General features: G+C 38.1%; 19 protein-coding genes and 1 pseudogene. 10 read left to right on the top strand and 10 right to left on the bottom strand.

Annotated features, from left to right (window positions below; all coding sequences use genetic code 11):
* Nucleotides 1–47 precede the first annotated feature (47 nt).
* From ASG38_RS12705 to ASG38_RS12685, 5 genes are all read left to right on the top strand, one after another.
* Nucleotides 48–2339 (top strand): DUF2339 domain-containing protein, encoded by a 2292-nt coding sequence (locus ASG38_RS12705; RefSeq protein WP_056071575.1) that lies wholly within the window; start codon nt 48–50, stop codon nt 2337–2339.
* Nucleotides 2323–3540, top strand: a complete 1218-nt coding sequence (locus ASG38_RS12700) for a DUF3999 family protein (RefSeq protein ID WP_082482220.1) — start codon at nt 2323–2325, stop codon at nt 3538–3540. Before ASG38_RS12705 ends, ASG38_RS12700 begins: the two co-directional genes overlap by 17 nt.
* A gap of 215 nt (nt 3541–3755) precedes the next feature.
* Nucleotides 3756–4202, top strand: coding sequence for a hypothetical protein (locus ASG38_RS12695; RefSeq protein ID WP_056071571.1), 447 nt, complete (start codon nt 3756–3758; stop codon nt 4200–4202).
* A gap of 21 nt (nt 4203–4223) precedes the next feature.
* Nucleotides 4224–4679 carry a hypothetical protein gene (locus ASG38_RS12690; RefSeq protein ID WP_056071568.1) on the top strand — a complete coding sequence of 152 codons (456 nt, stop codon included), beginning with the start codon at nt 4224–4226 and terminating at the stop codon, nt 4677–4679.
* 327 nt (nt 4680–5006) lie between these two features.
* Entirely contained in the window at nt 5007–6977 is a 1971-nt protein-coding gene (locus ASG38_RS12685) for a transglycosylase domain-containing protein (RefSeq protein WP_056071565.1), read from the top strand.
* Nucleotides 6978–7025: 48 nt separating this feature from the next.
* Here the strand turns inward: ASG38_RS12685 and ASG38_RS12680 are convergent, their stop codons facing one another.
* On the bottom strand, nt 7026–7781 hold the full coding sequence (locus ASG38_RS12680; protein ID WP_056071563.1) for a LytTR family DNA-binding domain-containing protein: 756 nt from the start codon (nt 7779–7781) through the stop codon (nt 7026–7028).
* On the bottom strand, nt 7781–9601 hold the full coding sequence (locus tag ASG38_RS12675; protein WP_056071560.1) for a histidine kinase: 1821 nt from the start codon (nt 9599–9601) through the stop codon (nt 7781–7783). The genes ASG38_RS12680 and ASG38_RS12675 overlap by 1 nt, the downstream gene beginning before the upstream one ends.
* A 183-nt stretch (nt 9602–9784) precedes the next feature.
* Between ASG38_RS12675 and ASG38_RS12670 the strand changes: the two genes are divergently transcribed.
* From ASG38_RS12670 to ASG38_RS12655, 4 genes are all read left to right on the top strand, one after another.
* Nucleotides 9785–11116, top strand: coding sequence for a hypothetical protein (locus ASG38_RS12670; protein WP_056071557.1), 1332 nt, complete (start codon nt 9785–9787; stop codon nt 11114–11116).
* A 19-nt stretch (nt 11117–11135) separates the two neighbouring features.
* Nucleotides 11136–12329 carry a VWA domain-containing protein gene (locus ASG38_RS12665; RefSeq protein WP_056072499.1) on the top strand — a complete coding sequence of 398 codons (1194 nt, stop codon included), beginning with the start codon at nt 11136–11138 and terminating at the stop codon, nt 12327–12329.
* 253 nt (nt 12330–12582) lie between these two features.
* Nucleotides 12583–14190, top strand: coding sequence for a DUF4139 domain-containing protein (locus ASG38_RS12660; RefSeq protein ID WP_056071554.1), 1608 nt, complete (start codon nt 12583–12585; stop codon nt 14188–14190).
* A 135-nt stretch (nt 14191–14325) separates the two neighbouring features.
* The gene (locus ASG38_RS12655; protein ID WP_056072498.1) at nt 14326–15696 is read left to right on the top strand and encodes a sorbosone dehydrogenase family protein; all 1371 of its coding nucleotides are present in this window, start codon (nt 14326–14328) and stop codon (nt 15694–15696) included.
* Nucleotides 15697–15749: 53 nt separating this feature from the next.
* On the opposite strand, the gene ASG38_RS12650 is transcribed toward ASG38_RS12655, so the two are convergent.
* From ASG38_RS12650 to ASG38_RS12640, 3 genes are all read right to left on the bottom strand, one after another.
* Nucleotides 15750–16787 (bottom strand): NADP(H)-dependent aldo-keto reductase, encoded by a 1038-nt coding sequence (locus tag ASG38_RS12650; protein WP_056071551.1) that lies wholly within the window; start codon nt 16785–16787, stop codon nt 15750–15752.
* 230 nt (nt 16788–17017) lie between these two features.
* Nucleotides 17018–17977 (bottom strand): OmpA family protein, encoded by a 960-nt coding sequence (locus tag ASG38_RS12645; RefSeq protein WP_056071548.1) that lies wholly within the window; start codon nt 17975–17977, stop codon nt 17018–17020.
* Nucleotides 17978–18021: 44 nt separating this feature from the next.
* On the bottom strand, nt 18022–18783 hold the full coding sequence (locus ASG38_RS12640; RefSeq protein ID WP_056071545.1) for an exodeoxyribonuclease III: 762 nt from the start codon (nt 18781–18783) through the stop codon (nt 18022–18024).
* Nucleotides 18784–18928: 145 nt separating this feature from the next.
* On the opposite strand from ASG38_RS12640, the gene ASG38_RS12635 reads away from it, so the two are divergent.
* Nucleotides 18929–20737: a lysophospholipid acyltransferase family protein gene (locus tag ASG38_RS12635; protein ID WP_056071542.1), complete on the top strand. Its 1809-nt coding sequence runs from the start codon at nt 18929–18931 to the stop codon at nt 20735–20737.
* A 148-nt stretch (nt 20738–20885) separates the two neighbouring features.
* Here ASG38_RS12635 and ASG38_RS12630 read toward each other — a convergent pair whose 3' ends face one another.
* The 5 genes and pseudogenes from ASG38_RS12630 to rsmA all read right to left on the bottom strand — a co-directional run bounded on the left by ASG38_RS12630 (nt 20886) and on the right by rsmA (nt 25322).
* A complete protein-coding gene (locus ASG38_RS12630) occupies nt 20886–21254 on the bottom strand; it encodes a DUF2752 domain-containing protein (RefSeq protein ID WP_235498592.1) in 369 nt (122 codons plus the stop codon).
* A gap of 70 nt (nt 21255–21324) precedes the next feature.
* On the bottom strand, nt 21325–21696 hold the full coding sequence (locus tag ASG38_RS12625; protein ID WP_056072496.1) for a DUF4234 domain-containing protein: 372 nt from the start codon (nt 21694–21696) through the stop codon (nt 21325–21327).
* 497 nt (nt 21697–22193) lie between these two features.
* A pseudogene (locus ASG38_RS12620) lies at nt 22194–23141 on the bottom strand (2-hydroxyacid dehydrogenase); the annotation flags it as partial.
* 59 nt (nt 23142–23200) lie between these two features.
* Nucleotides 23201–24553 (bottom strand): magnesium transporter, encoded by a 1353-nt coding sequence (mgtE, locus tag ASG38_RS12615; protein WP_056071536.1) that lies wholly within the window; start codon nt 24551–24553, stop codon nt 23201–23203.
* Nucleotides 24543–25322 (bottom strand): 16S rRNA (adenine(1518)-N(6)/adenine(1519)-N(6))-dimethyltransferase RsmA, encoded by a 780-nt coding sequence (gene rsmA, locus ASG38_RS12610; protein WP_056071533.1) that lies wholly within the window; start codon nt 25320–25322, stop codon nt 24543–24545. Before rsmA ends, mgtE begins: the two co-directional genes overlap by 11 nt.
* Between the last annotated feature and the right edge of the window lie 51 nt (nt 25323–25373).

Raw genomic sequence — 25373 nt, 5'->3', positions numbered from 1 at the left:
AATGTTATCATTTTTTATATATCTTTAAAAGATATAATCCGAAACTTATGAGCGACAATCAAGACAGAATCAACCTGCTTCATCAGAAACTGGATTTTCTAATCAAAAGACAGGACAGCTTTCAAAAGGAAATTTCAGACCTGAAAAAAGAAATAGAATTACTACAGCCGGAAACTTTTTCTGCTCCTAAAGTCGAAAGAGTTTCCTATACTGAAGAAAAACCAATTCCTGAAAAGCCAAGAGTACAGCAGGATATCCGTGTTGCTCCAAAACCAATTGCCGCAAGACCGGAGCCAAAAATCAAAAAACCATCCAACTGGGAAAAATTTATTGGCGAGAATCTGATTAATAAAATCGGGGTTCTTGTCCTGATAATTGGAGTTGGAATTGGTGCCAAATATGCCATCGACAACGAATTGATAAGTCCACTGACCCGAATCATTTTGGGTTACCTCATGGGACTCGGATTATTGGGCTTTGCCCTGAAATTAAAAAAGAAATTTGAAAGCTTTAGCGCTGTCTTGCTAAGCGGCTCTATGGCAATCATGTATTTTATTACGTTTCTTGCCTATAGTTTATATGGCTTAATACCCCAATCGCTGGCTTTCATAGTCATGGTAATCTTTACCATTTTCACTGTCTTTGCGGCCCTGAAATACGACCAGCAGGTCATTGCCATTATTGGACTAGTGGGTGCCTATTCCGTACCATTTTTATTAAGTGACGGTTCCGGAAAGGTATTGATTCTGTTTTCGTACATGACGCTAATCAACATCGGAATACTGATTATAGCTTTCAAAAAATATTGGCGATTGCTTAACCTGACTTCCTTTTTTGCCACCTGGCTGATTTTTACAAGCTGGTATTTTTCGAGCTTCTATGTCAGTTTACACTTCAATATCGGGCTGACTTTCCTGTTCATTTTCTTTGTTATTTTCTATACCGCATTTTTATCTTACAAACTGATAAAAAAAGAAATCTACGAAGCAAAAGACATCTTTTCTGTTCTTTCAAACTCTTTTGTATTCTACGGTATCGGTATTGCAATCTTAAATGAACATCCGGTTGCCACAAATTATTTGGGAGTATTTACACTTCTGAATGCCATCATCCATTTTGGAGTGAGTATACTAATCTATAAGAAAAAATTAGGCGACAAAAGTCTCTTTTATTTGATATTGGGTCTGGTCTTGACATTCATTACCATAGCAGTTCCAATCCAGTTAAACGGACAGTGGGTCACCTTGGCCTGGGCATTTCAGGCAACCTTACTCTTCTGGCTCGGAAGAAGTAAAAAAGTACCGCTTTACGAAAAACTCTCTTATGTGGTAATGGTTCTGGCTTTTTTCAGCCTGGTAGAAGATTGGTGGAATTACAGGAATGCAACGCCTGTTTTCAATGCGGACTTCCTGAACTCCCTTTTATTTGTTGTAGCATTTGGATTTATCTTCTACTTCCAAAGAAAATTCAGAGAAGAAGAAAATACCAAACTAAAGTTTGACGTATTGCTCATGAATTATTTTGTGCCTGGCGTTTTCCTGTTTGTGCTTTATAAGGCAATTCAAATGGAAATCAGCAACTACTGGGAATTGCAATACCTGACATCAAAAGCAGACACAAGTGGAAATGGCTATGCGGAGAGATATACGCTCTATAATGAGAAATTCATGGATTATAAAACTGTCTGGGTCTTAAATTTCACGCTTTTATACCTTTCAGCTATCTTCTTTGCAATTGAAAAGAAAATCAGAAATACTGCTTTGGAAATCACAACATTGGTGATTTCGGGCCTTACATTGTTCCTTTTTATTTCCACAGGACTATTCGCACAGGCGAGTCTCATACATAGTTATATGAATCCGGCAGACTACGCCTCCACAGGATTTTTTGGCGTAATCGCGCATTATATTTCGTTATTGGTTCTGGCAATTTTTGTCTACCGAATCTACATCTATTTTATAAACAGGCAGGAAAAAAACAGGATGCTTTTCGACATCTTCTTTTCTATTTTAGTAATCTGGATTTTAAGTGCCGAAATGCTAATCTGGCTAAATGCTTTCAATATATACGAAAACAACAAACTTGGATTGAGCATTTTGTGGGGAAGCTATTCACTGATTCTTATCAGCTACGGAATCTGGAAAAGTAAAAAGCACCTTCGGATTCTGGCCATCGTTCTTTTTGGAATTACATTATTAAAATTGTTCTTCTATGACATCGTACATCTAAATACTATCCGAAAAACAATTGTTTTTGTATCGCTTGGTATTCTGCTTCTGATTATCTCGTTTTTATATAACAAATACAAACATCTGATTCTCGATGATGACAAAAAATAAAATAGGATTGGTCCTGATGCTTTTTTTATGCCTGAAATCTTTCTCGCAAACACAAGATTTTCAGTACAGGAGGACACTTGAAAATGTTTCGGAAACCTGGCATAAAATCATACTGCCGGAAGAATCTTTTGATAAATTCAATCCTGATTTTTCTGACGTGAGAATCTTCGGAAATAATAAAACGGAAACACCTTATATTTTAAAAACAGCATCAGACAGAATTTCTGAAACTGCAATTCAATTTAAAACAATCAATGTTTCCAATAAAAATGCTGACTATTTCTATACATTTGAACTATTACAGGCCAAAGAGATCAACCAGATTAAACTGGGTTTTGAACAGGAAAATTTTGACTGGAAATTAGATTTGGAAGCAAGCAACAACCAAACGGAATGGTTTTTAATCCAAAAAGATTACCGTATTCTATCCATAAAAAACAGCCAGACCGATTATAAATTCACCCAAGTTGATTTTCCGGATTCAAAATATAAATTCTACCGAATAAAAATAAAAGCTTCGGAACAGCCAAAACTAACCGAAGCAAAAATCTGGGAACAACAAAAAGAAGAAGGCAGCTTTAAAACTGCTACTATCAAAACCCTTAAAAAAACCATAGATGTAAAGAAAAAAACGTCTGTAATTGAAGTAGAATTAGCCCATAAAGTTCCTGTTTCGTCAATAAAAATCAACATAGGAGCCACTTTTGACTATTACAGACCGGTCACTATTGAAATTTTACGCGACAGTGTAAAAATCGAGGATAAATGGCATTACAATTACGACATCCTTACGCAAGGAACATTGAGTTCTTTAGAGAAAAAAGGATTTTCTACAGACAACACTCTTGCAAAAAAACTAAGAATCACGATAGAAAATAATAACAACCAACCCTTAGATATTCAAGGAGTCGAAGTTAAAAACGCTATTTATTTCCTGATTGCCCGTTTTACGGAAAAAGGAAATTACAGCTTGTTTTACGGGAATAAAAAAGCGGAAAAGCCGCAATATGATATTGAAAATTTTGAAGAAAACATTCCAAAAAATCCATCTGTAATTACAGTTTCAAAAGAAGAACAAAATCCGGAATTTAAAACCGAAACAAAATCTCCCTTATTTGAAAATAAAATCTGGCTTTGGGTCTTGATGGGAATTATTATTGTGGCCTTGGCGTTTTATTCTCTTAAAATGCTCCGGGAATAATTATGTTAGTGGCAATTTTAACGAACCAACCGTAAACACAAGACAACCAATAACATTAAACAACTGTTGCAACATAAATGACACGAATTTTTAAACCATTGATGAGTGTTTTAAATTCCATATTGCTTGGCAACCTTAAACTTGATTGACAAAAGAAAACTTTTTTTAACACAAAAATTTTCATCAAAAAAGAAGATTTACACGCAAATACTTGTATGAAAGAACTATTAGACAAGGTTTTAAAAAATCCCAAAAACTATACTTTAATAAAATTTTTAAAACTTAAGATTGAAGATAATTTAATTCAATCTTTTAAAACATGGGCAGATTCCTATTCCGTTTATAACGAAGGTGGCTGTATTTTATTTGAAGATTATGGAGCCTTTATTCCTGAGGAAAATAAGTTTACATTAAGTGGTTATAGCCTTATGTTAAACACTAATACAGCAGAAATTTTTGCAGTTAATATAGGGCGATTTTCCATTTTTTTTAAATGCAATTTTATTAAATCAGCCATAGAAGACACACCCGATTTAAAGAAAGGGTATACTTTTGACTGTATAACAGATATAAGCGAACTGGGCGACAATTGGTGTTTTATGGACGAATTTGATGACCCAAAAGATGAATTAAAATGGAGTTTTGAACTCACAAAAGAATAACTATAACTAACATCTTTACTTATGGGATATACTTTACAAGCATTTATAACAAAAAAATCTAATCATAAAAATTTGACAGATTTTTACACAAATGCAACTATGGTGGATATTGGTCAGGAATTGTGCTTAATTCCTTTTACAAAAGAATTATTTGATGAAATAAACAAACTGACAAAATCAAAGCCGATTGGAAAATTTGAATACCTGGCTGAAAATATTGAAGTAGAATTATTAAAGCAGGTTGGTGACATTAAAATTGCCTATATTGAAGCAGATTATTTTGGTGGTGAAGGAGGACAAATAGCTTTAATTTGGGAAGAACAAAAAAGGATTTATTTGTCTGAATGGGGAGATTGGGAAATCAACAAAGTTTTAAAAGACTTTGGCGTAATTAGAAAAGATGGAAAAGACGAGTTTGACACAGTTGGGCTTGGAGAAAATAGAAGCACGCAAGAATGGTTAAATGATAGTGAATAAAAAAGTGGAATTTTAAACACAAACTAAATTATAGAAAATATTTATGACAATTAGGGATGAACTTCCTAGAAAAAGAGGACAAATTTCCTTCGCCTCTATGCTGTGACATTAAATTTGTTAATAATTAAGTTGATTAAATTCTAATATTGTCTTGTTTTTCAAACACTTATAGAATTTAATAAACTGTTTCAAAACACAAAAATTGTTTTAGACGAATTTTTACACTTTGGTTTTTTCCACTTTACCACTGTTAATTAGTCTTTAACTGACTTTTGGTTTTCTATTAATCCGCTATATTTGTTTTTTAAATAAACCAAGAAATCTTAAATGAGATCCAGAAAACAAAAAGCAATACTGGCCGCAAAAATAGTCGGCGTGCTTTTTGTGCTTTCCATAGGCACATTCTTTATTTTCAGAAATTCCATATTGCAAAAGGCAATTGCTAAGGTTTCTGATAAGATGGAACACGATTACGACAGTAATTTTTCTATAAAAAAAGCCTCATTTCAGGGTTTTTCGGGAATTTCCTTAGAAAATGTCCTGCTGGTTCCAAAACATGCCGACACACTTCTTAATGTGGAAAGTATACAGACCAATATCAATTTCTGGAAATTGCTTACCGGTGATGTACAATTAGGAACACTTCATGTCAAAAACGGATTTGTAAAACTGGTAAAAGACGAAAACGGACGCAACTTCGATGCGTTTTTAAAAAGAAAATCCAACGAAGACACTACCAATATTGAAACCAATTACGCCAAAAGAGCTTACCGCCTGCTGAACCAGGCTTTAAATCTGGTTCCAACCGACATGAATCTGGAAAACGTTTCGCTCCGGATGGACGATATGGGAAGGAAAGTAAATCTGGATTTGAAAAAGCTCCGACTGGAAGACAAAGAACTTGAAACTTCTATTGGCGTTACGGCAGATAACTTTCAGCAGCATTGGAAAATAAAAGGTTTTGCCGACCCAAGGCGTAAAAAAACAGACCTTCGCTTCTTTAATCTTGATACCGGAAAAATCCGCATTCCCTATATTGATGAGCGGTTTAACATGAAAGCCGGGTTTGATTCCATCCGCCTGAATGTTTCAAACATTGAAATGGATGGTGGCGAGCTGCATATAGACGGTTTTACTTCTATTGTAAACTTCACCGTGAACCATCCGAAAATCGCCAACAAAGATGTGGTCATAAAACAGGCAAAATTCGATTATAACCTGCTCTTTGGTGAAGATTTTGTAGCAGTAGACAGCACTTCTTCGGTTACGTTAAACAAGATGAAGTTTTCTCCGTATGTATTCTATCAGAAAACCAAAGAAGATAAAAACCAGATTTATGCGCTAAAGGTCAAGATTCCGAAAATGAAAGCACAGGACTTTATTGTTTCGCTTCCGGAAGGACTCTTTACCAATTTTGAAGGCATGGAAGCAGAAGGAAACTTTAGCTATGACCTGGACTTCCTTTACAATAAAAACAAGCCTGGTGAATTGGTTTTTGACAGCAAACTGAATAAGGAAAACCTAAAAATCACCAAATATGGCGAGGCCAACCTCAGCAAACTCAACGGTAACTTTGCCTACAGGGCCATCATAAATGGCGTTCGCCAAAGACAGATAGAAGTTGGGATGTCAAATCCGAATTATACGCCTTTAGACCAGATTTCACCATACATCCGCAAAGCGGTACTGACTTCTGAAGACCCGTCTTTCTTCTCACATCGCGGTTTTATCAATGAGGCTTTCAAGCAGTCTATCATCAAAAATATCAAAACCAAACGTTTTTCGCGCGGGGCCAGTACTATCAGCATGCAATTAATCAAGAATGTTTTCCTTACAAGAGAAAAAACACTTTCGCGCAAGCTTGAAGAAATTCTCTTGGTTTATATCCTGGAAAATAACAGAATCGCCAGTAAGGAAAGAATGCTGGAGGTTTATTTCAATATTATTGAATGGGGACCTAATGTTTACGGAATTGGAGAAGCAGCTTATTTCTATTTTGGAAAACATCCGTCACAGCTAAACCTGAACGAATCTTTATTTTTGGCCAGTATCGTTCCAAGACCACGGGGTTTTATGTGGCAGTTTGACAATCAGGGGAAATTAAAATCTTTTGCCGAAAAGCGAAACGAATACATGACCAACCTGATGATTCGACGTGGTTTGCTTACTCAGGACGATACGTTACAGAAACATTTTCCTGTAGAAATTACAGGCCCTGCCCGTTCCTTCTTACGAATAAAAGCTCCGGATTCTACTGCGGTAGATACAATTGCGATTGATGAAGAGTTTGATTTTTAGTTTTATCACCCTGCCAGGGTTTGGAACCCTGGCAGGGTGATAAAGAAATTATTTAAATACTTTCAAAAATTCTTCTTTATAACTCGGAGAAATTTCTATTTCTGAACCATCTGTCAGCGTTACATAACCGCCTGCTCCTTTATGGTAAGACTTTACGGAATTAACATTGATAATATGCGACTTATGTACGCGTACAAACGGAAAAGGAAGAATTTCAGTAAAATGCTTTAAAAACCGGCAGACCATTTTTTTCTGCCCGCCGGCCAGATAAAGGTCGGTAAAATTTCCATTCCCCCTAAGCCTGACGATTTCTTCCATCTTTACGACTTCAAAACCTTCTAAAGTAGGAAGAATGACCTGTTGTTTTTCCGGCTTCGTTTCCCTGAAATTTTCTACAATGATTCTGTTTCTGTTAAAAATTTCGTGGTTCAGTAGATGCTGTTGTACTTTGTTTACCGCCGTAATGAGTTCTTCAATGCTGATTGGTTTTAGCAAATAATATGCCGCACTCTGATTTAATGCTTTAAGCGAGTATTCTGAAAAGGCCGTTACAAAAATTGTTTCAAATTGCAGGTCCTTACAGGCTTCCAAAACATCAAAAGCATTTCCAAAAGGCATTTCCACATCAAGAAAAACCAGTTGCGGCTTCAGCTCATGAAGCAATGGAACCGCTTCCTTAAAATTCTGTGCTTCGCCTATAATTTCTATCTGCGGACAATATTTCTGCACATAATTTTTTAAGACCTCACGGGCTGCCGTTTCATCTTCTACTATAACACTTCGTATTTTTTGCAACATCATCATCAAATCCGGTCAATTAATGGAAAGCTAATTTCAATTCGCGTGCCCGTTTCGGGGTTTTCTTTTTCTGAAATCTTCAGAGAAATATTCTTTTTATAAAGCTCGTTCAACAGGCTAATCCTTTCGCGCGTATTGGTCATTCCACGTGATTCATGTACTTTTTGATTGGTAGTTTTCAATTCCTTGCTTTTGGCGAGCCCTATTCCGTTATCGTCAACAATTACCTTTACGATATTGTTTTTAAGCTTGAAATCCAATTTCAAAAATCCTTTGCCTTCTTTGTAACGGAGCCCATGCCAGATTGCATTTTCAAGATGCGGTTGCAAAAGCATATTTGGAACTAAAACGGCATCACCATCCAAAGCGTCATCTATGGTTATTTCGTAGTCAAATTTTTCATTAAAACGCAGATGTTCCAAATCCAGGTATTTTTTGAGCTGCTCTACTTCATTATTCAACGTAACAAAATCTTTGTTGGAATTTTCCATCATGTTTCGCATCAGGTTCGAATAGGAAGTCAGGTATTTATTGGCTTCCAGTTCTTTATTTTCTGAAATGAACTGGTTCACAGAATTCAGGCTGTTAAAGATGAAATGTGGATTCATTTCTCTTCTCAACGACTGCAGGGCAATTTTTTTGTTCTTGGTTTTAATCGAATACAATGCTTTGACAATAAAAACAAAAAGCAGTACCATCAATACGACAGAACCTAAAAGAAAATAATTAAACGTGTTTTTTTTGCTAATCAGTTCGTCTTTTAAGGCACGCTCTTTTTCCAAATGTTTGATTCGGTCTTCCGTTACCTGAAAGACTTTTGAGTCAACCAGAGAATTATCAGACTTGATAAGACTTTCAAAATTCTCAAAGAAATTTTCATACAGTTCAATGCTTTTTTCGCCGTTGCCTTTCGCATTATATTCGCTGATAAGCTGGTCTAAGCTATTTTTTGCCAAAATTGTCTTTCCGTTTTGTATGGCAAGTTCATAGGCCTTTTTCAAAACAGAGATTCCTTTTTCTGCCTCCTGCTGCTTAAAATAAATTGCAGCCAATTCCTGCATCTGCACAATCTGGGTTTCGGAATCATTTTTTTCTTTGGCTTCGTTAATCAGCTTTTTATTAATCTCGATGGCCTTGTCAAACTCATTCTCTGAAGCATAAACTTTTGCTATTTCGTTTTTAATCTTAATAGCTTCTTCCGGTTTGTGCTTTACATTTTCCAATGCCTTTTTATAATTTTCAATAGCCGCTTTAGCGTCATTCCTATCAATATTTGCCTTTGCCATTTGCTGATAGGCATCTGCCGCTTCTTCTTTTTCGCCTTCTTTTTCCAGAATTTGAATATTAGAAGAAATATAATCCTTCTTTTGTTCCGGTGCGCTGTTTTTCAAACGCTCGGCATCATTATAATTAATTTTTTCCGCAACCTTATCCGTTGCAGTCTGGCTCGCCATTTCATAACTCACAATGGCATCCTGTGTTTTATTTTGTGACTCCTGTACTTTAGCAATCCCACGATTCGTAATGGCAGCCTCTTTTTTCTTGTTCCGCTTTGCATAGATGTCACGGGCTTTTTTTAAATATTCTTCTGCTTTCGCATACTGTCCTTTTGCCGAAAGCTGTTTCGCCAGTGCTTCATATTTTTGGGCAGTCTGTAAATCATTTTCATCTTCTGACAATGATTTCTTTAATTCAGCCGCTGCCTGATTCAAATTATACTCTTTCTGGCTCTGCTTACTTTTTTTCTTAATAGTGTCCTGTGCCATAACGGTTTTCATACCGAACAGCAAAAGAAAAAAGAAGAAGGTCCATTTTGTTTTCATCATATAACTATCCTATTACAGAATCACTTGCCGCTTCTGCGAATTTTCTGCAATGTAAAGTAAAATAATTCTGGCTTCTTATCCTATTCCTTTCACCAATTGAAAAAGCGGTTTCACCATGTGTAGAAAATTCCAATCCTGATGAACCATAATTTTACTCTAGAAATCAATTAAAACCTTATAATTATGAAAACAAGAATTATTTCAGCAGCAGTATTTCTGGCAGCATGCTGCGTCTCTGTAGGAATCATAAACAATCGTTCCATACTGCAGGACAACGAGGTTTCAAAAGGAAAAGATTTGGCTTCTTTACCTAAAGAAAAAATTGAAGAAGAAGAAAAACCTTGCGTTTTTATGACAGTCATGGGCGAACAGCCTTCTGAAGGGTTTGCAGCCGCCAAAAGAGATGCCAAAATTGACGACAAAATTATGCAGGGTGAGCTTTGGCTTATTAAAGCCCAAAATAAAGATGGCGGATGGGGAGCCGGTTCGCATGCACGTCAAAATGTTATGGACCCACATGCAGTTAGTTCTGACCCGGCCACTACCGCAATGACAGCCATGGCGTTATACCGTTGTGGCTACAATCTGGAATCCGGAAAATACAGCGATGTCCTGAAAAAAAGCCTGAATTATCTTTTGACAGAAATCGAAAAGACAAAAAACAATCCGAATTTCATTACTGAAGTCCGCGGTACACAAATACAAAGCAAATTAGGTGAAAACATTGACGCCGTACTCACACTTCAATTTCTGAATCAGGTCTATCCAATGTTGAAAGATGCCTCCTTAAAAACAAAAGTGAAGGAAGCTATACAAATTTGCGTCAATAAAATTGAGAAGTCGTATGATGAAACCGGAAAGGTAAAAGGTGCCGGATGGGCCGGAGTACTGCAATCGTCTTTTGCCAGTTCAAGTTTGGAAACTGCTGCAAAAAACAAGGATATTAAAGTCAATAAAGAAAAACTTCAAAAATCCCGCGAATATCAGAAAAGCAACTACAATGCTGAAAGTGAAAGTGTAAAAGCGGAAGACGGAGCCGGAATCGTATTGTATGCCGTGAGCAGTTCCGTACGCGGTAGCGCCAAAGAATCTCAGGAAGCGAAAGCCATTATCAATCAGGCAAAACGCGAGGGCAAACTAGACAAGAATGCTGTCTTAAATAAAGAGAACTTAAAAAAGGCAGGTGTTTCAGAAGAACAGGCTGAAATTTATGATGTTGCCGATAAGGTGTATAATTCTGCAAAAGTAAAAGCCATGAACAAGGAAGTAATCAGCGGTTTCGGCAATAACGGCGGTGAAGAATTTTTAAGCTTCCTGCAAACCGGAGAATCCATGATTGTCAATCAGGATGAGGAATGGAAAAAATGGTATGACGATGTGAGCGGCAGAATCATGAGCATCCAGAACAATGACGGAAGCTGGAACGGACACCATTGCATTACAAGTCCGGTGTTTTGCACTGCAACCTGCCTGATGATTTTAACGGTTGAAAACGACATTAAAAAACTGCAATAATCTTAAAAACACACAAATCATGAAAACGAAAATCATTTTTGCTTCCTTATTATTAGGCACAACCTTCTGCTTTGGCAGCTGCGATTTCTTCAAAAAAGAACCGAAAGAAAATCCCAATCCGGAAAACAATCCGGGTCCTGAACTGGCTCTGAATACAACTACTGCTGATGATAATACAAAAATCCAGGTAGCCTTGTTATTAGACACCTCCAACAGCATGGACGGACTGATTGACCAGGCAAAATCAAGGCTTTGGAATATTGTAAACACCTTGACAACCTTAAAATATGAAGGAAAAAATCCGAAAATAGAAATTGCACTCTATGAATATGGAAACGACGGCTTGTCCGCCACTTCAAATTATATCCGTCAGGTAGCACCGCTCACAACTGATTTGGACCTCATTTCTGAAAAGTTATTTTCACTTCGAACCAACGGAGGCTCGGAATATTGTGGTGCCGTAATCCAGGACGCTACAAAACAACTTTCCTGGGGAAAAGACAAAACGAATATGAAATTGCTATACATTGCAGGAAACGAACCTTTCAACCAGGGAAGCATCAACTATAAAGAAGCTATAAGCGATGCTTTGAAAAACGATATTTATGTCAATACGATTTTTTGTGGCAGTGCTATGGAAGGTATTGATACTTTCTGGAAAGATGGCGCGGACAAAGGTCAGGGAAAATACTTCAACATCAACTCGGATGAAAAAGTACGCTATATCGTGACACCTTATGATGAAAGAATCAGTAAATGCAATGAAAGACTGAATTCCACTTATATGGGTTACGGAGCGCAAGGTTATGAGAAGAAAGCCATGCAGGCAGCACAGGACAAAAATGCAGAATCTGTTTCTTCTTCCAACTATGCAGAACGCGCCGTGAGCAAATCAAAAGCCGTGTATAAAAACGAATCCTGGGATTTGGTTGACCGTGTAAAAGAAGACAAATCGGCTTTGCAAAAAATCAAAAAAGAAGAACTTCCGAAAGAACTGCAGAATAAATCTACACAGGAAATCAAAGCGATTGTAGACCAAAAAACACAGGAAAGAGAAGCGATACAAAAAGAAATGGCACAGTTGGCAAAACAGCGTCAGGATTATATTGATACTGAAAATAAAAAAGGCAAAAAACAGGATGATTTAGGAAATGCTATTGCGTCGTCCATTTTAGGCTTTGCAAAAATTAAAGGCTATACTGCTGAAAAGTAACTTTTAACTCGAAATATGCCTCATCCGTTTCATGGGGCATATTTTTTAATAATATCGGAAAGTTATTCCTGACAGGTAACCTTCACTATTTCCATTATTAGGAATTTTTGCGGCTCTGCGGCTTTGCGAGCAACTATTTCACGCAAAGCTGCAGAGCCGCAAAGCAGAAAAAGAAATTTATTTTCCTTTCGTCCCAACCTTTTCCGTCTTTTTGCTCTCTTACTTAGAAAAGACTAATCCTTAAAATTCAATTATGAAAAAGTTTCTTATACTATTCTTATTCTTTCAGGCAACCTTATATGCCCAAAAACCTGTTTTTACGACAGCCAAAGTAAAAGCGGCAACTGTTTATTTCAATGCGGCAGAAATTTCACAAACCGCCAGTGTAAACCTTCCAGCAGGAACCCACGAAATTGTAGTCAAAAATGTAGCCAACTGGGTCAACGAAAATTCAATACAAATTGGGACATCACCTACATTAACTGTACTGTCTGTACAATTCACAGACAATTATATTTCTGAATATGAGGTTGACACCAATTCTCCTTCGGTAAAAAAAGTGAAAGACAGTATTCTTATTGTCCAGAAAGAAATTGCTAAACTTTCCAATTCCAGAATTTCTGAAGGAAAAACCATCGAACTGTTGGATAAAAACCAACAGGTTTCCGGACAAAACTCTGGATTGAATGTCACTGAATTGATGAAAATGGTAGAGTACTACAAGACAAAAAGGGCAGAATTAAGCAACAATATAAATGCCTTGGCTGAAAAAGAACAGAAACTCGCCGAGGTACTTAAAAAATTAAATGACAGATTGGAAGTCAACAACAAAAACGAAGAAAAAATTTCGTCCGGAAAATTAATCCTTCAGGTTATGAATGAAGTGGCCGGAAATGTGCCATTAGAAATTTCGTATCTGACCAACAGTGCAACCTGGGCGCCATTTTATGATTTGAGGGCCAACAGCATAGCCTCGCCAATCGACATGATGTATAAGGCACAAGTCACACAAAGCACCGGAATTGACTGGAAAAATGTGAAACTGACTTTGTCCTCCGGCCTTCCTAACCAAAATAATCAGGCTCCATTGCTACAGGCCTGGTTTTTAAGATATGGATATGTACAGGATTATAGACAAAATGCTGCTCCAATCAATGAATTGCAGGAAGTGGTAGTTCAGGGCATCGCTACCAAAAAAGACAAAGTGATGATTAGAGGTTCCGTTTCCAACTTTACCGCTATCACAGAAAACCAATTGAACATTTCCTTTGATATTGATATTCCGTATGATATTTTGTCTAACGGCAAAAAACACAGTGTTGCTTTAAAAGAAATAAAACTGCCGGCCACCTATAAATATTATGCCGCACCAACAGCCGACAAGGAAGCATTTCTTCTCGCGGAAATCAGTGACTATTCTAAATACAACCTGCTAAAAGGCGAAGCCAATATTATTTTTGAAGGAATGTATGTAGGCAAAACGTTTGTGGACCCGAACCAGACTTCGGACACCCTGAACCTGAGCATGGGAAGAGATAAGAAAATTTCCATCAAACGTGAAAAGGTAGTCGACAAATCGGGTACAAAGTTCCTGTCAGCCAACAAAGTCCAGACATTTACTTTTGAAACCACTGTGCGAAACAACAAAAAAGAGGCTATACAACTAACACTCAAAGACCAATATCCGTTGAGTTCCGATAAAGAAATTGAAATCGAACTGAAGCAAAGCGACAATGCAAAAGTCAATGCCGAAACAGGAATCCTGACCTGGGATTTGAACCTGAAACCAAATGAAACCAGGAAAATACGTATTAGCTATACGGTCAAATATCCAAAAAACAAGATTATTGACAATCTTTAAAACAAGAGAGCCCCGTTACAATAACGGGGCTTTTTTATTAAAAAAATACTTATATTTTAAAAATGTAAACGTTTCATTATGAATAATTTCAAATTTTATTTTATAAATTTACTTCCTAACCCTAATTGCTATAAAATGAAAACAACACTACGATTATTAGTATTACTATTCTCAACCTTTGCGTTTTCGCAGACAATCGGAATAGTGCCTTTTGCTACAGGATTCAACAATCCTATTGAAATTGCCAACGCAGGTGACACGAGATTGTTTATTGTGGAACAAAGCGGAGTCATCAAAGTTTTGAATTCGAATGGTACTACAAATGCCACACCTTTTCTTAACATCACAAGCCTTGTAAGCTGCTGTGGCGAAAGAGGACTTTTGGGGCTGGCATTCCATCCTAATTATGCCACTAACGGTTTCTTTTACGTTAATTACACCAATACGGCAGGGAATACTGTAATCGCACGCTATTCTGTAAGTAGTAATCCTGATGTTGCCAATACAACCGGTACTATCCTAATGACAATTAACCAGCCTTTTTCCAACCATAATGGCGGAACCATAAAATTTGGTCCTGACGGTTATCTGTATATCGGAATGGGTGATGGCGGAAGCGGTGGTGACCCGGGAAACAGGGCTCAAAATATCAATGAGCTTTTGGGTAAAATGTTGCGTATTGATGTAAACTCCGGTTCTCCTTATGGAATTCCGCCAACCAATCCTTATGCGGGTGCTACACCGGGAGCCGATGAAATATGGGCTATTGGATTACGAAATCCATGGAAGTTTTCTTTTAACCGACTTAATGGCGATTTATGGATTGCAGATGTAGGTCAGGACCAGATTGAAGAAATCAACAAGGTCAGTTCAACTGCAGCCGGACTAAACTATGGCTGGAGATGTTATGAAGGCAATGCCGCATACAATACAACTGGCTGCGCCGCTATGTCAACCATGACTTTTCCCGTTGCACAATATACACATGCTTCAACAGGCGGCTGTTCTATTACCGGGGGCTATGTTTATACAGGCAGCACTTACCCGGCCATGCAGAACAAATATTTCTTTGCTGACTATTGCGTCAATCGTATAGGAATGGTTGATACGTCTGGCAACATCACCTATTCTGCCAATTTCTCCGGTTCTAACTCCTTTACTTCGTTTGGAGAAAACTCCAGCGGTGAACTGTTCGTTACCGGAACTTCTCAGGACATTGTCTACAGGGTTATTGATACGGCATTGAGCAATGACGATTTTACAAAAAATGGATTCTCTATGTATCCTAATCCGGCAGATTCTGAACTTTTCTTATCAAGCACTACCGGAATTGTACTTCAAAAAGTTTCTATTGTTGATTTATCCGGTAAGCTCCTGATAGAACAAAGACTGGAAAACACACCTGTCAACACCATCAACATCAGTTCGCTGCAAACAGGAATTTATGTTGTTACAATAGAAGACACATCCGGAAATACGTTTACATCAAAACTGGGGAAAAAATAAAACACCGGATTATATAAAAAAGAAAGCCTGTTTTAAAAACAGGCTTTCTTATTTTATGGAGCGGGATTAGGACGTATGGACTGAATCTCATCAATGGCTTTTAGCACTTCTTCTGAAAGAACCGTATGTCTTGAATTGATATTCTCTTCCAACTGCTTCAGGTTTGTCGCTCCTATTATAGTTGCCGTCACAAACTGCTGTTGACGGATAAACGCCAAAGACATTTCTGTTAGCGTGAGTCCGAATCTGGTTGCTGTTTCCTGATATAAAGCCGTCGCTTCTTTGGTCTGTTGCGAATTGTATCTTGTAAAGTTTGGGAACAGGTTTAATCTTGCATCGGGATGTTTTTCTCCGGTCAGGAATTTACCTGACAATACGCCAAATGCCAATGGCGAATAGGCCAATAAACCTACATTTTCACGATAGGCTGTTTCTGAAAGCCCTACTTCAAAAGTACGGTTGAGCAAAGAGTAAGGATTTTGGATGGTTGCTATTCTGGGCAGATTGTGTTTTTTGCTTTCTTCCAAAAAGCGCATTACTCCCCAGGGTGTTTCATTGGAAACACCTATGGCACGGATTTTCCCTTCCTGGATGAGTTCCTGAAATACTTCCAGAATAGCTTTCATGTTATCTTCCCAGGCATCTTCCTGAATTTTGAAACCTCGTTGCCCAAACATATTCGATTTTCGTTCCGGCCAATGCAGTTGGTACAGGTCGATATAATCTGTCTGAAGTCGCTTCAGGCTTTTTTCAACAGAGGCTTTTATGGTTTCTTTGTTGAATGCCAAATCTTCTCTTATATATTGCATCCCGCGGTTTGGTCCTGCAATTTTGGAAGCCAGGATAATATCGTTTCTTTTTCCTGATTTACGGAGCCAGCTCCCTATAATTCTTTCGGTTTCGCCTGTTGTTTTTTCGCGTGCCGGAACAGGATACATTTCTGCCGTATCGATAAAATTGATTCCTTTATCCAACGCAAAATCAATCTGAGCATGTCCTTCTGCTTCGGTATTTTGCTGTCCGAAAGTCATGGTTCCGAGACATAGTTCACTAACTTTAAGGTTGGTGTTTGGAAGTGTATTATAGTTCATTTTTTTAAGGTACTAAGTGACTGAGTCGCTAAGTTGCTAAGGTTCTTTTAAGGCGCTAAGGTACTAAGTTTTTAAGGGATTGGAAAATTGAGGTACTAAGGTTTGGCAGTTTTTAAATAAAAAAGACCCAGGACAAATGTCCTGAGTCTTTATATTATAAATAAAAAGCTTTATCGCCCAGACACATAAAACCTTAGCGCCTCAGTACCTCTGCAACTTAGCCTCTTTTACTACAATTCATTCAGCATCTTAGAGATTTCATCCAATTTAGGAGTTAGGATAATCTCAATTCTTCTGTTTTTGGCTTTCCCTTCTGCTGTTTCGTTAGAAGCCAAAGGAGCATATTCTCCGCGTCCTGCAGCAGTAAGGTTCTTTTTGTCAATGGCTTTGTTTTCTGCAAGGATATTTACGATAGCCGTAGCACGTTTGGTAGATAAATCCCAGTTGTCTGTGATTTGTCCGGTTCCGCCATAAGGCACATTGTCTGTATGTCCTTCAATAAGTACAGAAATATCAGGATTTACACCCAATACTTTCCCTACTTCTACAACGGCTCTTCTTCCTTCTGCTCCAACAGACCAGCTTCCTGAACCAAAAAGCAATTTGTTTTCCATAGAAACATATACTTTTCCGTTTTTCTGCTCTACTGTAAGACCTTTTCCTTCAAAACTGTTTAAGGCTTTGGAAAGCGTTTCTTTTAGCTTTCTCATGCTTTCTTCTTTTGCAGCAATCATTCCTTCCAATTCATCAACTCTTGAAGAACGCTCTTTTAATTCTGCCTGCAATTTGTTCAAGCGCTCCTGTTCTGCCGCCAGGGCTTTTTCTTTTGCTTCAAGCTGCGCCAACAGTTCACGGTTTTTCTTCATATTGGTATCTAAAGCATCACCACTGTTTTTCTCCAGTGCGGCATATGATGATTTTAACGTATTCAGGTTGGCACTTGCTGCTGCATAGTCTGCCGCAAGCTTATCTCTTTCTGCTTTTAGTTTTTCGAGCTGCGATTTCAAATCCTTGCTTTCAAGGTCGAGCTGGTTTTTCGCTTTTGTCAGGTTCTGGTTTTCATCAGAAAGACTTCTGTTTTCTTTTTTCAGGTTAGCGTATTTGTCTTCGAGTTCTTTATAAACTTTTGACGAAACACAGGAAGTAGTCAATGCCAGGGCTAATACTCCAAGCGATACTTTTTTAATCATGATTTTGAATTGGTTTTATTTATTCTTACTCGTTTTTAGCTTATTTAATCAATTTCTACCAGAACCGGGCAGTGGTCAGAATGTTTGGCATCCGGCAATATTACAGCTCTTTTCAATCTGTTTTCGATAGGACGGCTTGCCAGGATGTAATCGATTCTCCAGCCTTTGTTATTGTTTCGGGCATTGGCTCTGTAGCTCCACCACGTATAATGGTGCGGGTCTTTGTTAAAATGCCTGAAAGAATCGATAAAGCCGCTTTTCATAAAAAGGTCCAGCCAGCTTCTTTCTTCCGGAAGGAATCCGGATACTTTGGCATTTCGAATCGGGTCGTGGATATCGATAGCTTCGTGACAGATATTATAATCGCCACAAATCAAAAGGTTAGGAATCTCTTTTTTAAGTTCGTTGATGTAGTTCTGGAAATCGTCCATATACATAAACTTATGGTCCAATCTGAGGATATTGGTTCCTGAAGGCAGGTAAAGGCTCATCACCGAAAAGTCGTCATAATCAACCCTAAGGTTTCTTCCTTCCGCATCCATGTGTTCTATTCCGGTACCAAAAACCACATTATTGGGTTTTGTCTTGCACAAAACAGCCACTCCGCTGTAGCCTTTTTTTTGCGCCGGAAACCAATAATTATAAGGATAGCCTGCTTTTTCAAATTCATCCAGCGGAATCTGGTCTGGCGTTGCTTTGATTTCCTGAAGACAGATAATGTCCGGATTGGCATGTTGAAGCCATTCCAGGAAGCCTTTCGTAATGGCGGCTCTTATTCCATTGACATTGTAGGAGATAATTCTCATAGTTGCTGTAGATTTTGACTTTTTCAAAAGTAAGTAAAAAAAGATAATTTCTACAGGCAAAATCTCTGGTCTGATAGGATGAAAAAAATGGATGTGTTAACTCAATTTTGCTATCTTTGTTTTTTTCGCACAAAACAGATGATAGATGGGGTTAGTTACCGCTAAAGAAGTTGCAAAAGCAATAAACACAGATAAATACGGAGTTTTGGGAACTTTTTCAGGCTGGCTGCTAATGAAAATACTTAAAATTTCCACACTGAATAAAATCTACGACCGGAACAAACATCTACAAAATGTCGAATTCCTCAATGCTATATTGGACGAATTCCAAATTAAATTTGAAATCCCGGAAGAAGATTTAAAACGCCTCCCAAAAGATGGCGCCTATATTACCATTTCAAACCATCCGCTAGGCGGAATTGACGGTATCCTGCTTTTAAAGCTTATGCTGGAAAGGGAGCCTAACTTCAAGATTATTGCCAATTTTCTTTTGCATAGGATTGACCCTATGAAACCGTATATCATGCCCGTAAATCCTTTTGAGAATCATAAGGATGCCAAATCGAGCGTAATCGGAATTAAAGAAACACTGCGCCATTTAAGCGACGGAAAGCCTTTGGGAATGTTTCCTGCCGGTGAAGTTTCTACCTATAAAGATGGAAAACTGGTGGTAGACAAGCCTTGGGAAGAAGGTGCTATTAAGCTGATTAAAAAAGCTAAAGTTCCTGTAATACCCATTTATTTCCACGCTAAAAACAGCAAGCTTTTTTATTTTCTTTCCAAACTTGACGATACGTTAAGAACTGCAAAACTACCTTCGGAATTGCTGACACAGAAAGACCGTGTTATCAAAGTACGAATTGGAAAACCGATTTCTGTAAACGAACAGAATGAATACGACAAAATCGAAGAATACTCTGAATTTCTTAGAAAAAAGACCTATATGCTGGCTAATCCTTTTGAGAAGGAAACCAAGCTACTGGACACATCAAACTTAAAAATCCCGAGAAGTCCGAAACAGATTGCCATGCCAGCCAATCATGAGCAGATTGTTAACGAGGTGAATGCTTTGAGACAAACTGACTGCCGATTGCTGCAAAGCAAAAACTACGAAGTGTTTTTCACGGAAGCGAATCACATTCCAAACATCCTGCATGAACTGGGACGTTTGAGGGAGATTACCTTCAGGGAAGTGGGCGAAGGAACCAACCAGTCACTTGATTTGGACCAATTCGACCAATACTACCACCATATGTTTTTATGGGACGATGATACCAAAGAAATTGCAGGTGCCTACCGTATGGGACTTGGTGCGGAGATTTTCCCTAAATATGGAATTGACGGATTTTACCTTCAGGAGCTTTTCCGATTTGAGCCGGAATTGTATGATATGATGAGCAAGTCCATAGAAATGGGCCGTGCTTTTATCACCAAAGAATACCAGCAAAAACCAATGCCGTTGTTCCTGCTTTGGAAAGGAATCGTGCATACGACACTGCGCTATCCGGAACATAAATTCCTGATTGGCGGTGTAAGTATCAGCAATCAGTTTTCTGATTTTACGAAGTCGCTGATGATTGAGTTTATGAAATCGCATTATTACGATCCTTATATTGCACAATATGTGCATCCTAAAAAGGAATTCAAGGTAAAACTGAAAGATGCAGATAAGGATTTTATTTTTGATGAAGCCGAAGCCGACCTTGTCAAATTTGACAAGCTTATCGATGAGCTGGAACCGGGCAACCTGCGTCTTCCGGTATTGATTAAAAAATACATCAAGCAGAACGCCAAGGTTGTGGCATTTAATGTGGACCCGCTCTTTAACAATGCGGTTGACGGATTGATGTACATTCGAATTGCGGACATTCCGGAGAGTACGATGAAACCGGTAATGGAAGAATTCCAGGCAGAGTTGGAACGAAAACTGGCCGAAAAAGGAGAAAAATTATAGTTCTGAAACTTAAACAAGCATAAAACTTTGCGGCTTAGCATCTTTGCGAGCTGTATTTCACGCAAAGGCACAGAGTCGCAAAGCATGGACACAAAAAATTCAATATAAAAGAAAAGCCTGAGAAATTCTCAGGCTTTTTTATTGGTATCTACTTCCAGATAGACTGTCTTAAAATGTCATCAAAGGTATTTTCACGTACGAAATACACCAATCTGACTATATGATATACAATTAGAACTGCGCCTAAGAAGTAGGCTATCTTTTTACTGTAAAAAACAGAATTGAAGTATTCTTTTTGTGTTTTTAGCTCCAGCGTCAATACTATGATAACGACTATGCAGAAAACAAAAGCAAAAGGTCCAAAGAGATGATAGGATAAGCTTTTTTGCAAATCGCCTTCATACAAATAGACCAATGATTTGGTGATGCCACATCCCGGACACGGAAAACCTGTCAACATCTTAAACGGACACAAAGACTGGTCTGTTTCCAAATGATGATCGTGATTGTGCAGCATTAAAAAAAATGGAATTATCAGGGTCAATAATGCCCCGATAATTCCAAATATTTTCAGTTGAATCTTTCTATTACTTGTATAACTTGTTGATATCACCTTGAACAATCATTGCGGCTACCATCGGGAACAAGAAACCAAGAATTAACAATAGTGTTGACTGGTCTTTTTCCCTTTCACCAGTTCTTTCATAAACTTTAGGCAAACCTTCTTTTCCTGCCAAATAGTAGAAATACAGATTTACCGGCATACAGCATCCTGAGAAAATAGCAATTGGCTGAGAAATAACTTCTTTGCCTGCTACAGCATTTAATACTTGTGCTACCTTAATATTCCAATAAATCAAATATAATCCACAGGTGATAAATCCTAAAAGCAAAACTACGATTGGGTCCACCCTAAATTCAGGGATAACACCATAGTTTTCTGGTCTTTCTAATTCCATTTTATTTTTGTTTTTGATGTTTATAATTGCTAAAATTAACAAAAATATTGGATGGACAATCTCTTTGTATGAATTTTATGTCATTATTAAAGAAAGACTTTATCTACAGGCTCCCATAATTCAATCTTATTCCCTTCTATATCAAGAATCCATCCGAATTTTCCATAATCATAGCTTTCCATTTCCCCAATAATCTGAACGCCTTCCTGCTTTAGCGTGACCAACAGTTCTTCCAGATTTTCTACCCTGAAGTTCTGCATGAATTGTTTTTCGGACGGACTGAAATAATTGGTGTCACTTTTAAAAGGTGACCATTGTGTAGCACAGTCATATCCTTCTTTATCTTTCCACCAGAATGTACAGCCATAGTCGTCTGTATTCAATCCTAAATGTTTTTTATACCAATCTCTCAATGCTTTCGGGTCTTCGGATTTAAAGAAGAAGCCTCCAATTCCCGTAACCCGGTTTGGTGTTTTTACCTCTGCATTTTTACCAAAATACAATTCCTTGATTTTATCTGCGATGGTCTGCGCTAATTTTTCATGGCTTTCAAAAGTCCAACCGGCAATATGCGGCGACATCAGGACTTTGTCTGATTCCAGAAGATATTGGAAAGCTTCCGGAATTTTATCTTCTTCAAACAGCGTTTCAAAAGACAGTTTTTCATATTCCAACACATCCAATCCGGCTCCTAAAATCTTGCCTGTTTCTAAAGCCTGTACCAAATCGGCGGTTACTACATTTTTGCCTCTTGATGTATTGATGAGCCAGAATGGTTTAGCAAAAGCATTGATATAGTCTGCATTGACCAGTTTGTCCGTTTCCGGAGTCCACGGAATGTGCAGGCTCAACACATCTGATTTTTGCTGAAGTTCTTCTAATGACACCTGTTTTGCATTGGCATCGCCAACATTTTCCAGAATATCATAGCAAAGCACCTCAACATCAAATCCGCGTAGTTTTTTGGCAAAGGATTTTCCCATATTGCCATATCCGATGATACCTACCGTTTTGCCGTCCAGTTCGTGTCCGCGGTTTTTCTCACGGTTCCAATGTCCGGAACGGATTTCTCTGTCGGCCTGGTTCAGTTTGTTGAAAAGTGACAGCAGCATTCCCAAGGCGTGTTCACCAACCGCATTTCGGTTTCCTTCCGGAGCCGCAATCAGGCTTATTTTTTTCAAAAGCGCATAATCGCAATCAATACTTTCAAGACCTGCTCCTACTCTGGCAATAAATTGCAGTTTGGTTGCCTTATCCAAAAAGGTTTTGTCAATTTTAAAACGGCTGCGAATTACAATTCCGTTATAGTCGTGGATTTTGGCTTCTATTTCTTCTTTTGAAGATTTAAAATCTTCGTGGTTTGTGAAACCGGCTTCTTGCAACTGACTTAGCAACAGAGGATGATTGCTGTCAATGTGTAGTATTTTTATTTCTTCAGGCACCATTCTTCGATAGAATTTTTATGGTTACATACTATGCAATCCTATACCGAAGCGATTTGCTTTTAAAAACCGAGGATAAGTTTTGCGATAGAAAAATAGATTAATATTCCGCAAATGTCGTTACTGGTCGTAATAAACGGGCCTGTTGCCAGGGCCGGGTCTATTCCAAACTTATTCAATAAAAGAGGAACAAACGTTCCGATAAGCGATGCTATAATGATAACGGAAATCAAGGCACTGGTCACAATAACCCCGATTATGAATTCTACATTCAGAAGGAAATGGCTACCAATAAACAATATGGAAGCGAGAATAACCCCGTTTAAAAGGCTCAGGGAAATCTCTTTAATCAATCGGCTAAAAAGCGAACCACTCAACGTATTGTTAGCAAGACCCTGTACAATAATCGCAGAAGATTGCACTCCAACGTTTCCTGCCATCGCCGCAATTAGTGGCGTAAAGAAAAACAGGTTTCCATGCTCTGTCATTGCTCCTTCAAAAAGTCCAAGTACACGAACAGATATAAAGCCTCCCAAAAGCGCCAGAACAAGCCATGGCAAGCGTGCTTTTGTGAGCTCCAGAATACTATCATCTGCCTCAACGTCCTGTGAGATACCCGCCGCTAACTGGTAATCTTTGTCGGCTTCGTCCTTGATAACGTCAACGATATCGTCAATCGTAATTCTTCCAACAAGCCGTCCCAATTCATCTACGACAGGAATAGCTTCCAGGTCATATTTCTGCATGATACGCGCTACTTCAACATCTTCCGTATCGACACGCACGTAATCAACTTTCGGGATATATACTTCACTGATTGGTGTTTTGGTAGAAGTCGTCAAAAGATCTTTAAGCGAAAGCCTTCCTTTGAGCCTGTTTTCATCATCAACCACATAAATAGAGTGTACTCTGGAAACATTTTCCGCCTGTATTCTCATTTCTTTCACGCAGGTTAATACGTTCCAGTTTTCGTTTACCTTCACGAGCTCTTTTCCCATAAGACCTCCGGCAGTATCTTCGTCATAGCGCAAAAGGTCAACAATGTCTTTCGCGTGCTCAACGTCAATAAGTTCAGAGATTACCTCATTTTTAATGTCGGTAGAAAGCTCAGCGATAATGTCGGCCGCATCATCCGTATCCAACTCATCCAGCTCTTCTGCAATTTCTTTTGGAGAAAGCCTGCTTAGGATGTTTTCACGAAGGTCGTCTTCTAATTCAAGAAGAATTTCGGCTGTTTTTTCGCTATCAAGGATTTTGAAAATATAGGTGGCCTCATCAAAATCCAGTTCGTCAAGGATTTCGGCAATATCAGCGTGGTGCATATCGTTAAGCAAGGCTTCCAGCTGCTGGTCTTTTTTGCTTAAGATTAATTCTTCAATCTGAAGAATAAGCTCCTTACTGATTTTAAATTGCATCGGCTTCTATTTTTTGGGTTATTGCTATGAATTGCTGTACATCCAGCTGTTCCGGACGGAGGTCAAAGATAGTATCTTCTCTTAAATTTTCCGAAAGATTTAGGGATTTTAAGCTGTTTCGCAATGTTTTTCTTCGTTGTTGGAAAGCGGTTTTTACCACTGTAAAAAAGAGCTTTTCATTGCAGGGCAGCGTAAAGTTTTCTTTTCTTTTAAGTCTCAACACACCTGATTTTACTTTAGGCGGCGGATTGAATACATTTTCATGTACAGTAAAAAGGTATTCCGCGTCGTAAAACGCCTGTGCCAGTACAGATAATATGCCGTAGGTTTTAGTTCCTTTTTTCTCACAGATTCTTTCGGCTACTTCTTTCTGGAACATTCCTGAAAATTCTGCCACCTGATTTCGCAATTCCAAAGCCCGGAAAACAATCTGCGAAGATATGTTATAGGGAAAGTTGCCTATAATGGCGAACTGTTTTCCTTCAAAGGTTTTATTGATATCGTATTTGAGAAAATCCTGTGACAGGATATGACCGTGCAATTTTGGATAATTTGCATTCAGATAATCCACCGATTCTGTATCGATTTCAATCACATAAGTGTTTACCGGTTTTTCAAGCAGGTATTTTGTCAATACTCCCATTCCCGGGCCTATTTCCAAAACATTATCATAGCCTTCAAAATGGAGCGTATCTGCGATTTTCTTTGCTATGTTTTCGTCCGTAAGGAAATGCTGTCCAAGATGTTTCTTGGCTTTTACTTTATCCATTTTGATGTGGGATTTTTGATTTGTGATTTTAGATTTATGATTTCGGATTGT

The sequence above is a fragment of the Flavobacterium sp. Leaf359 genome, from assembly GCF_001423985.1.
Lineage (GTDB): Bacteria > Bacteroidota > Bacteroidia > Flavobacteriales > Flavobacteriaceae > Flavobacterium > Flavobacterium lindanitolerans.
Note: the sequence above shows the minus strand (reverse complement) of the source record. Positions and strands in the feature narration are given on the sequence as shown.

What these genes read in the sequence shown, in the direction of transcription:
- ASG38_RS12640 (WP_056071545.1), bottom strand. Translation starts at nt 18,783, where the DNA reads ATGAGAATTATCTCCTACAATGTCAATGGAATAAGAGCCGCCATTACG.
- ASG38_RS12630 (WP_235498592.1), bottom strand. Translation starts at nt 21,254, where the DNA reads ATGCTGCACAATCACGATCATCATTTGGAAACAGACCAGTCTTTGTGT.
- mgtE (WP_056071536.1), bottom strand. Translation starts at nt 24,553, where the DNA reads ATGCAATTTAAAATCAGTAAGGAGCTTATTCTTCAGATTGAAGAATTA.
- ASG38_RS12685 (WP_056071565.1), top strand. Translation starts at nt 5,007, where the DNA reads ATGAGATCCAGAAAACAAAAAGCAATACTGGCCGCAAAAATAGTCGGC.
- ASG38_RS12665 (WP_056072499.1), top strand. Translation starts at nt 11,136, where the DNA reads ATGAAAACGAAAATCATTTTTGCTTCCTTATTATTAGGCACAACCTTC.
- ASG38_RS12650 (WP_056071551.1), bottom strand. Translation starts at nt 16,787, where the DNA reads ATGAACTATAATACACTTCCAAACACCAACCTTAAAGTTAGTGAACTA.
- rsmA (WP_056071533.1), bottom strand. Translation starts at nt 25,322, where the DNA reads ATGGATAAAGTAAAAGCCAAGAAACATCTTGGACAGCATTTCCTTACG.
- ASG38_RS12690 (WP_056071568.1), top strand. Translation starts at nt 4,224, where the DNA reads ATGGGATATACTTTACAAGCATTTATAACAAAAAAATCTAATCATAAA.
- ASG38_RS12655 (WP_056072498.1), top strand. Translation starts at nt 14,326, where the DNA reads ATGAAAACAACACTACGATTATTAGTATTACTATTCTCAACCTTTGCG.
- ASG38_RS12680 (WP_056071563.1), bottom strand. Translation starts at nt 7,781, where the DNA reads ATGATGATGTTGCAAAAAATACGAAGTGTTATAGTAGAAGATGAAACG.
- ASG38_RS12675 (WP_056071560.1), bottom strand. Translation starts at nt 9,601, where the DNA reads ATGATGAAAACAAAATGGACCTTCTTCTTTTTTCTTTTGCTGTTCGGT.
- ASG38_RS12645 (WP_056071548.1), bottom strand. Translation starts at nt 17,977, where the DNA reads ATGATTAAAAAAGTATCGCTTGGAGTATTAGCCCTGGCATTGACTACT.
- ASG38_RS12625 (WP_056072496.1), bottom strand. Translation starts at nt 21,696, where the DNA reads ATGGAATTAGAAAGACCAGAAAACTATGGTGTTATCCCTGAATTTAGG.
- ASG38_RS12705 (WP_056071575.1), top strand. Translation starts at nt 48, where the DNA reads ATGAGCGACAATCAAGACAGAATCAACCTGCTTCATCAGAAACTGGAT.
- ASG38_RS12695 (WP_056071571.1), top strand. Translation starts at nt 3,756, where the DNA reads ATGAAAGAACTATTAGACAAGGTTTTAAAAAATCCCAAAAACTATACT.
- ASG38_RS12660 (WP_056071554.1), top strand. Translation starts at nt 12,583, where the DNA reads ATGAAAAAGTTTCTTATACTATTCTTATTCTTTCAGGCAACCTTATAT.
- ASG38_RS12670 (WP_056071557.1), top strand. Translation starts at nt 9,785, where the DNA reads ATGAAAACAAGAATTATTTCAGCAGCAGTATTTCTGGCAGCATGCTGC.
- ASG38_RS12635 (WP_056071542.1), top strand. Translation starts at nt 18,929, where the DNA reads ATGGGGTTAGTTACCGCTAAAGAAGTTGCAAAAGCAATAAACACAGAT.
- ASG38_RS12700 (WP_082482220.1), top strand. Translation starts at nt 2,323, where the DNA reads ATGATGACAAAAAATAAAATAGGATTGGTCCTGATGCTTTTTTTATGC.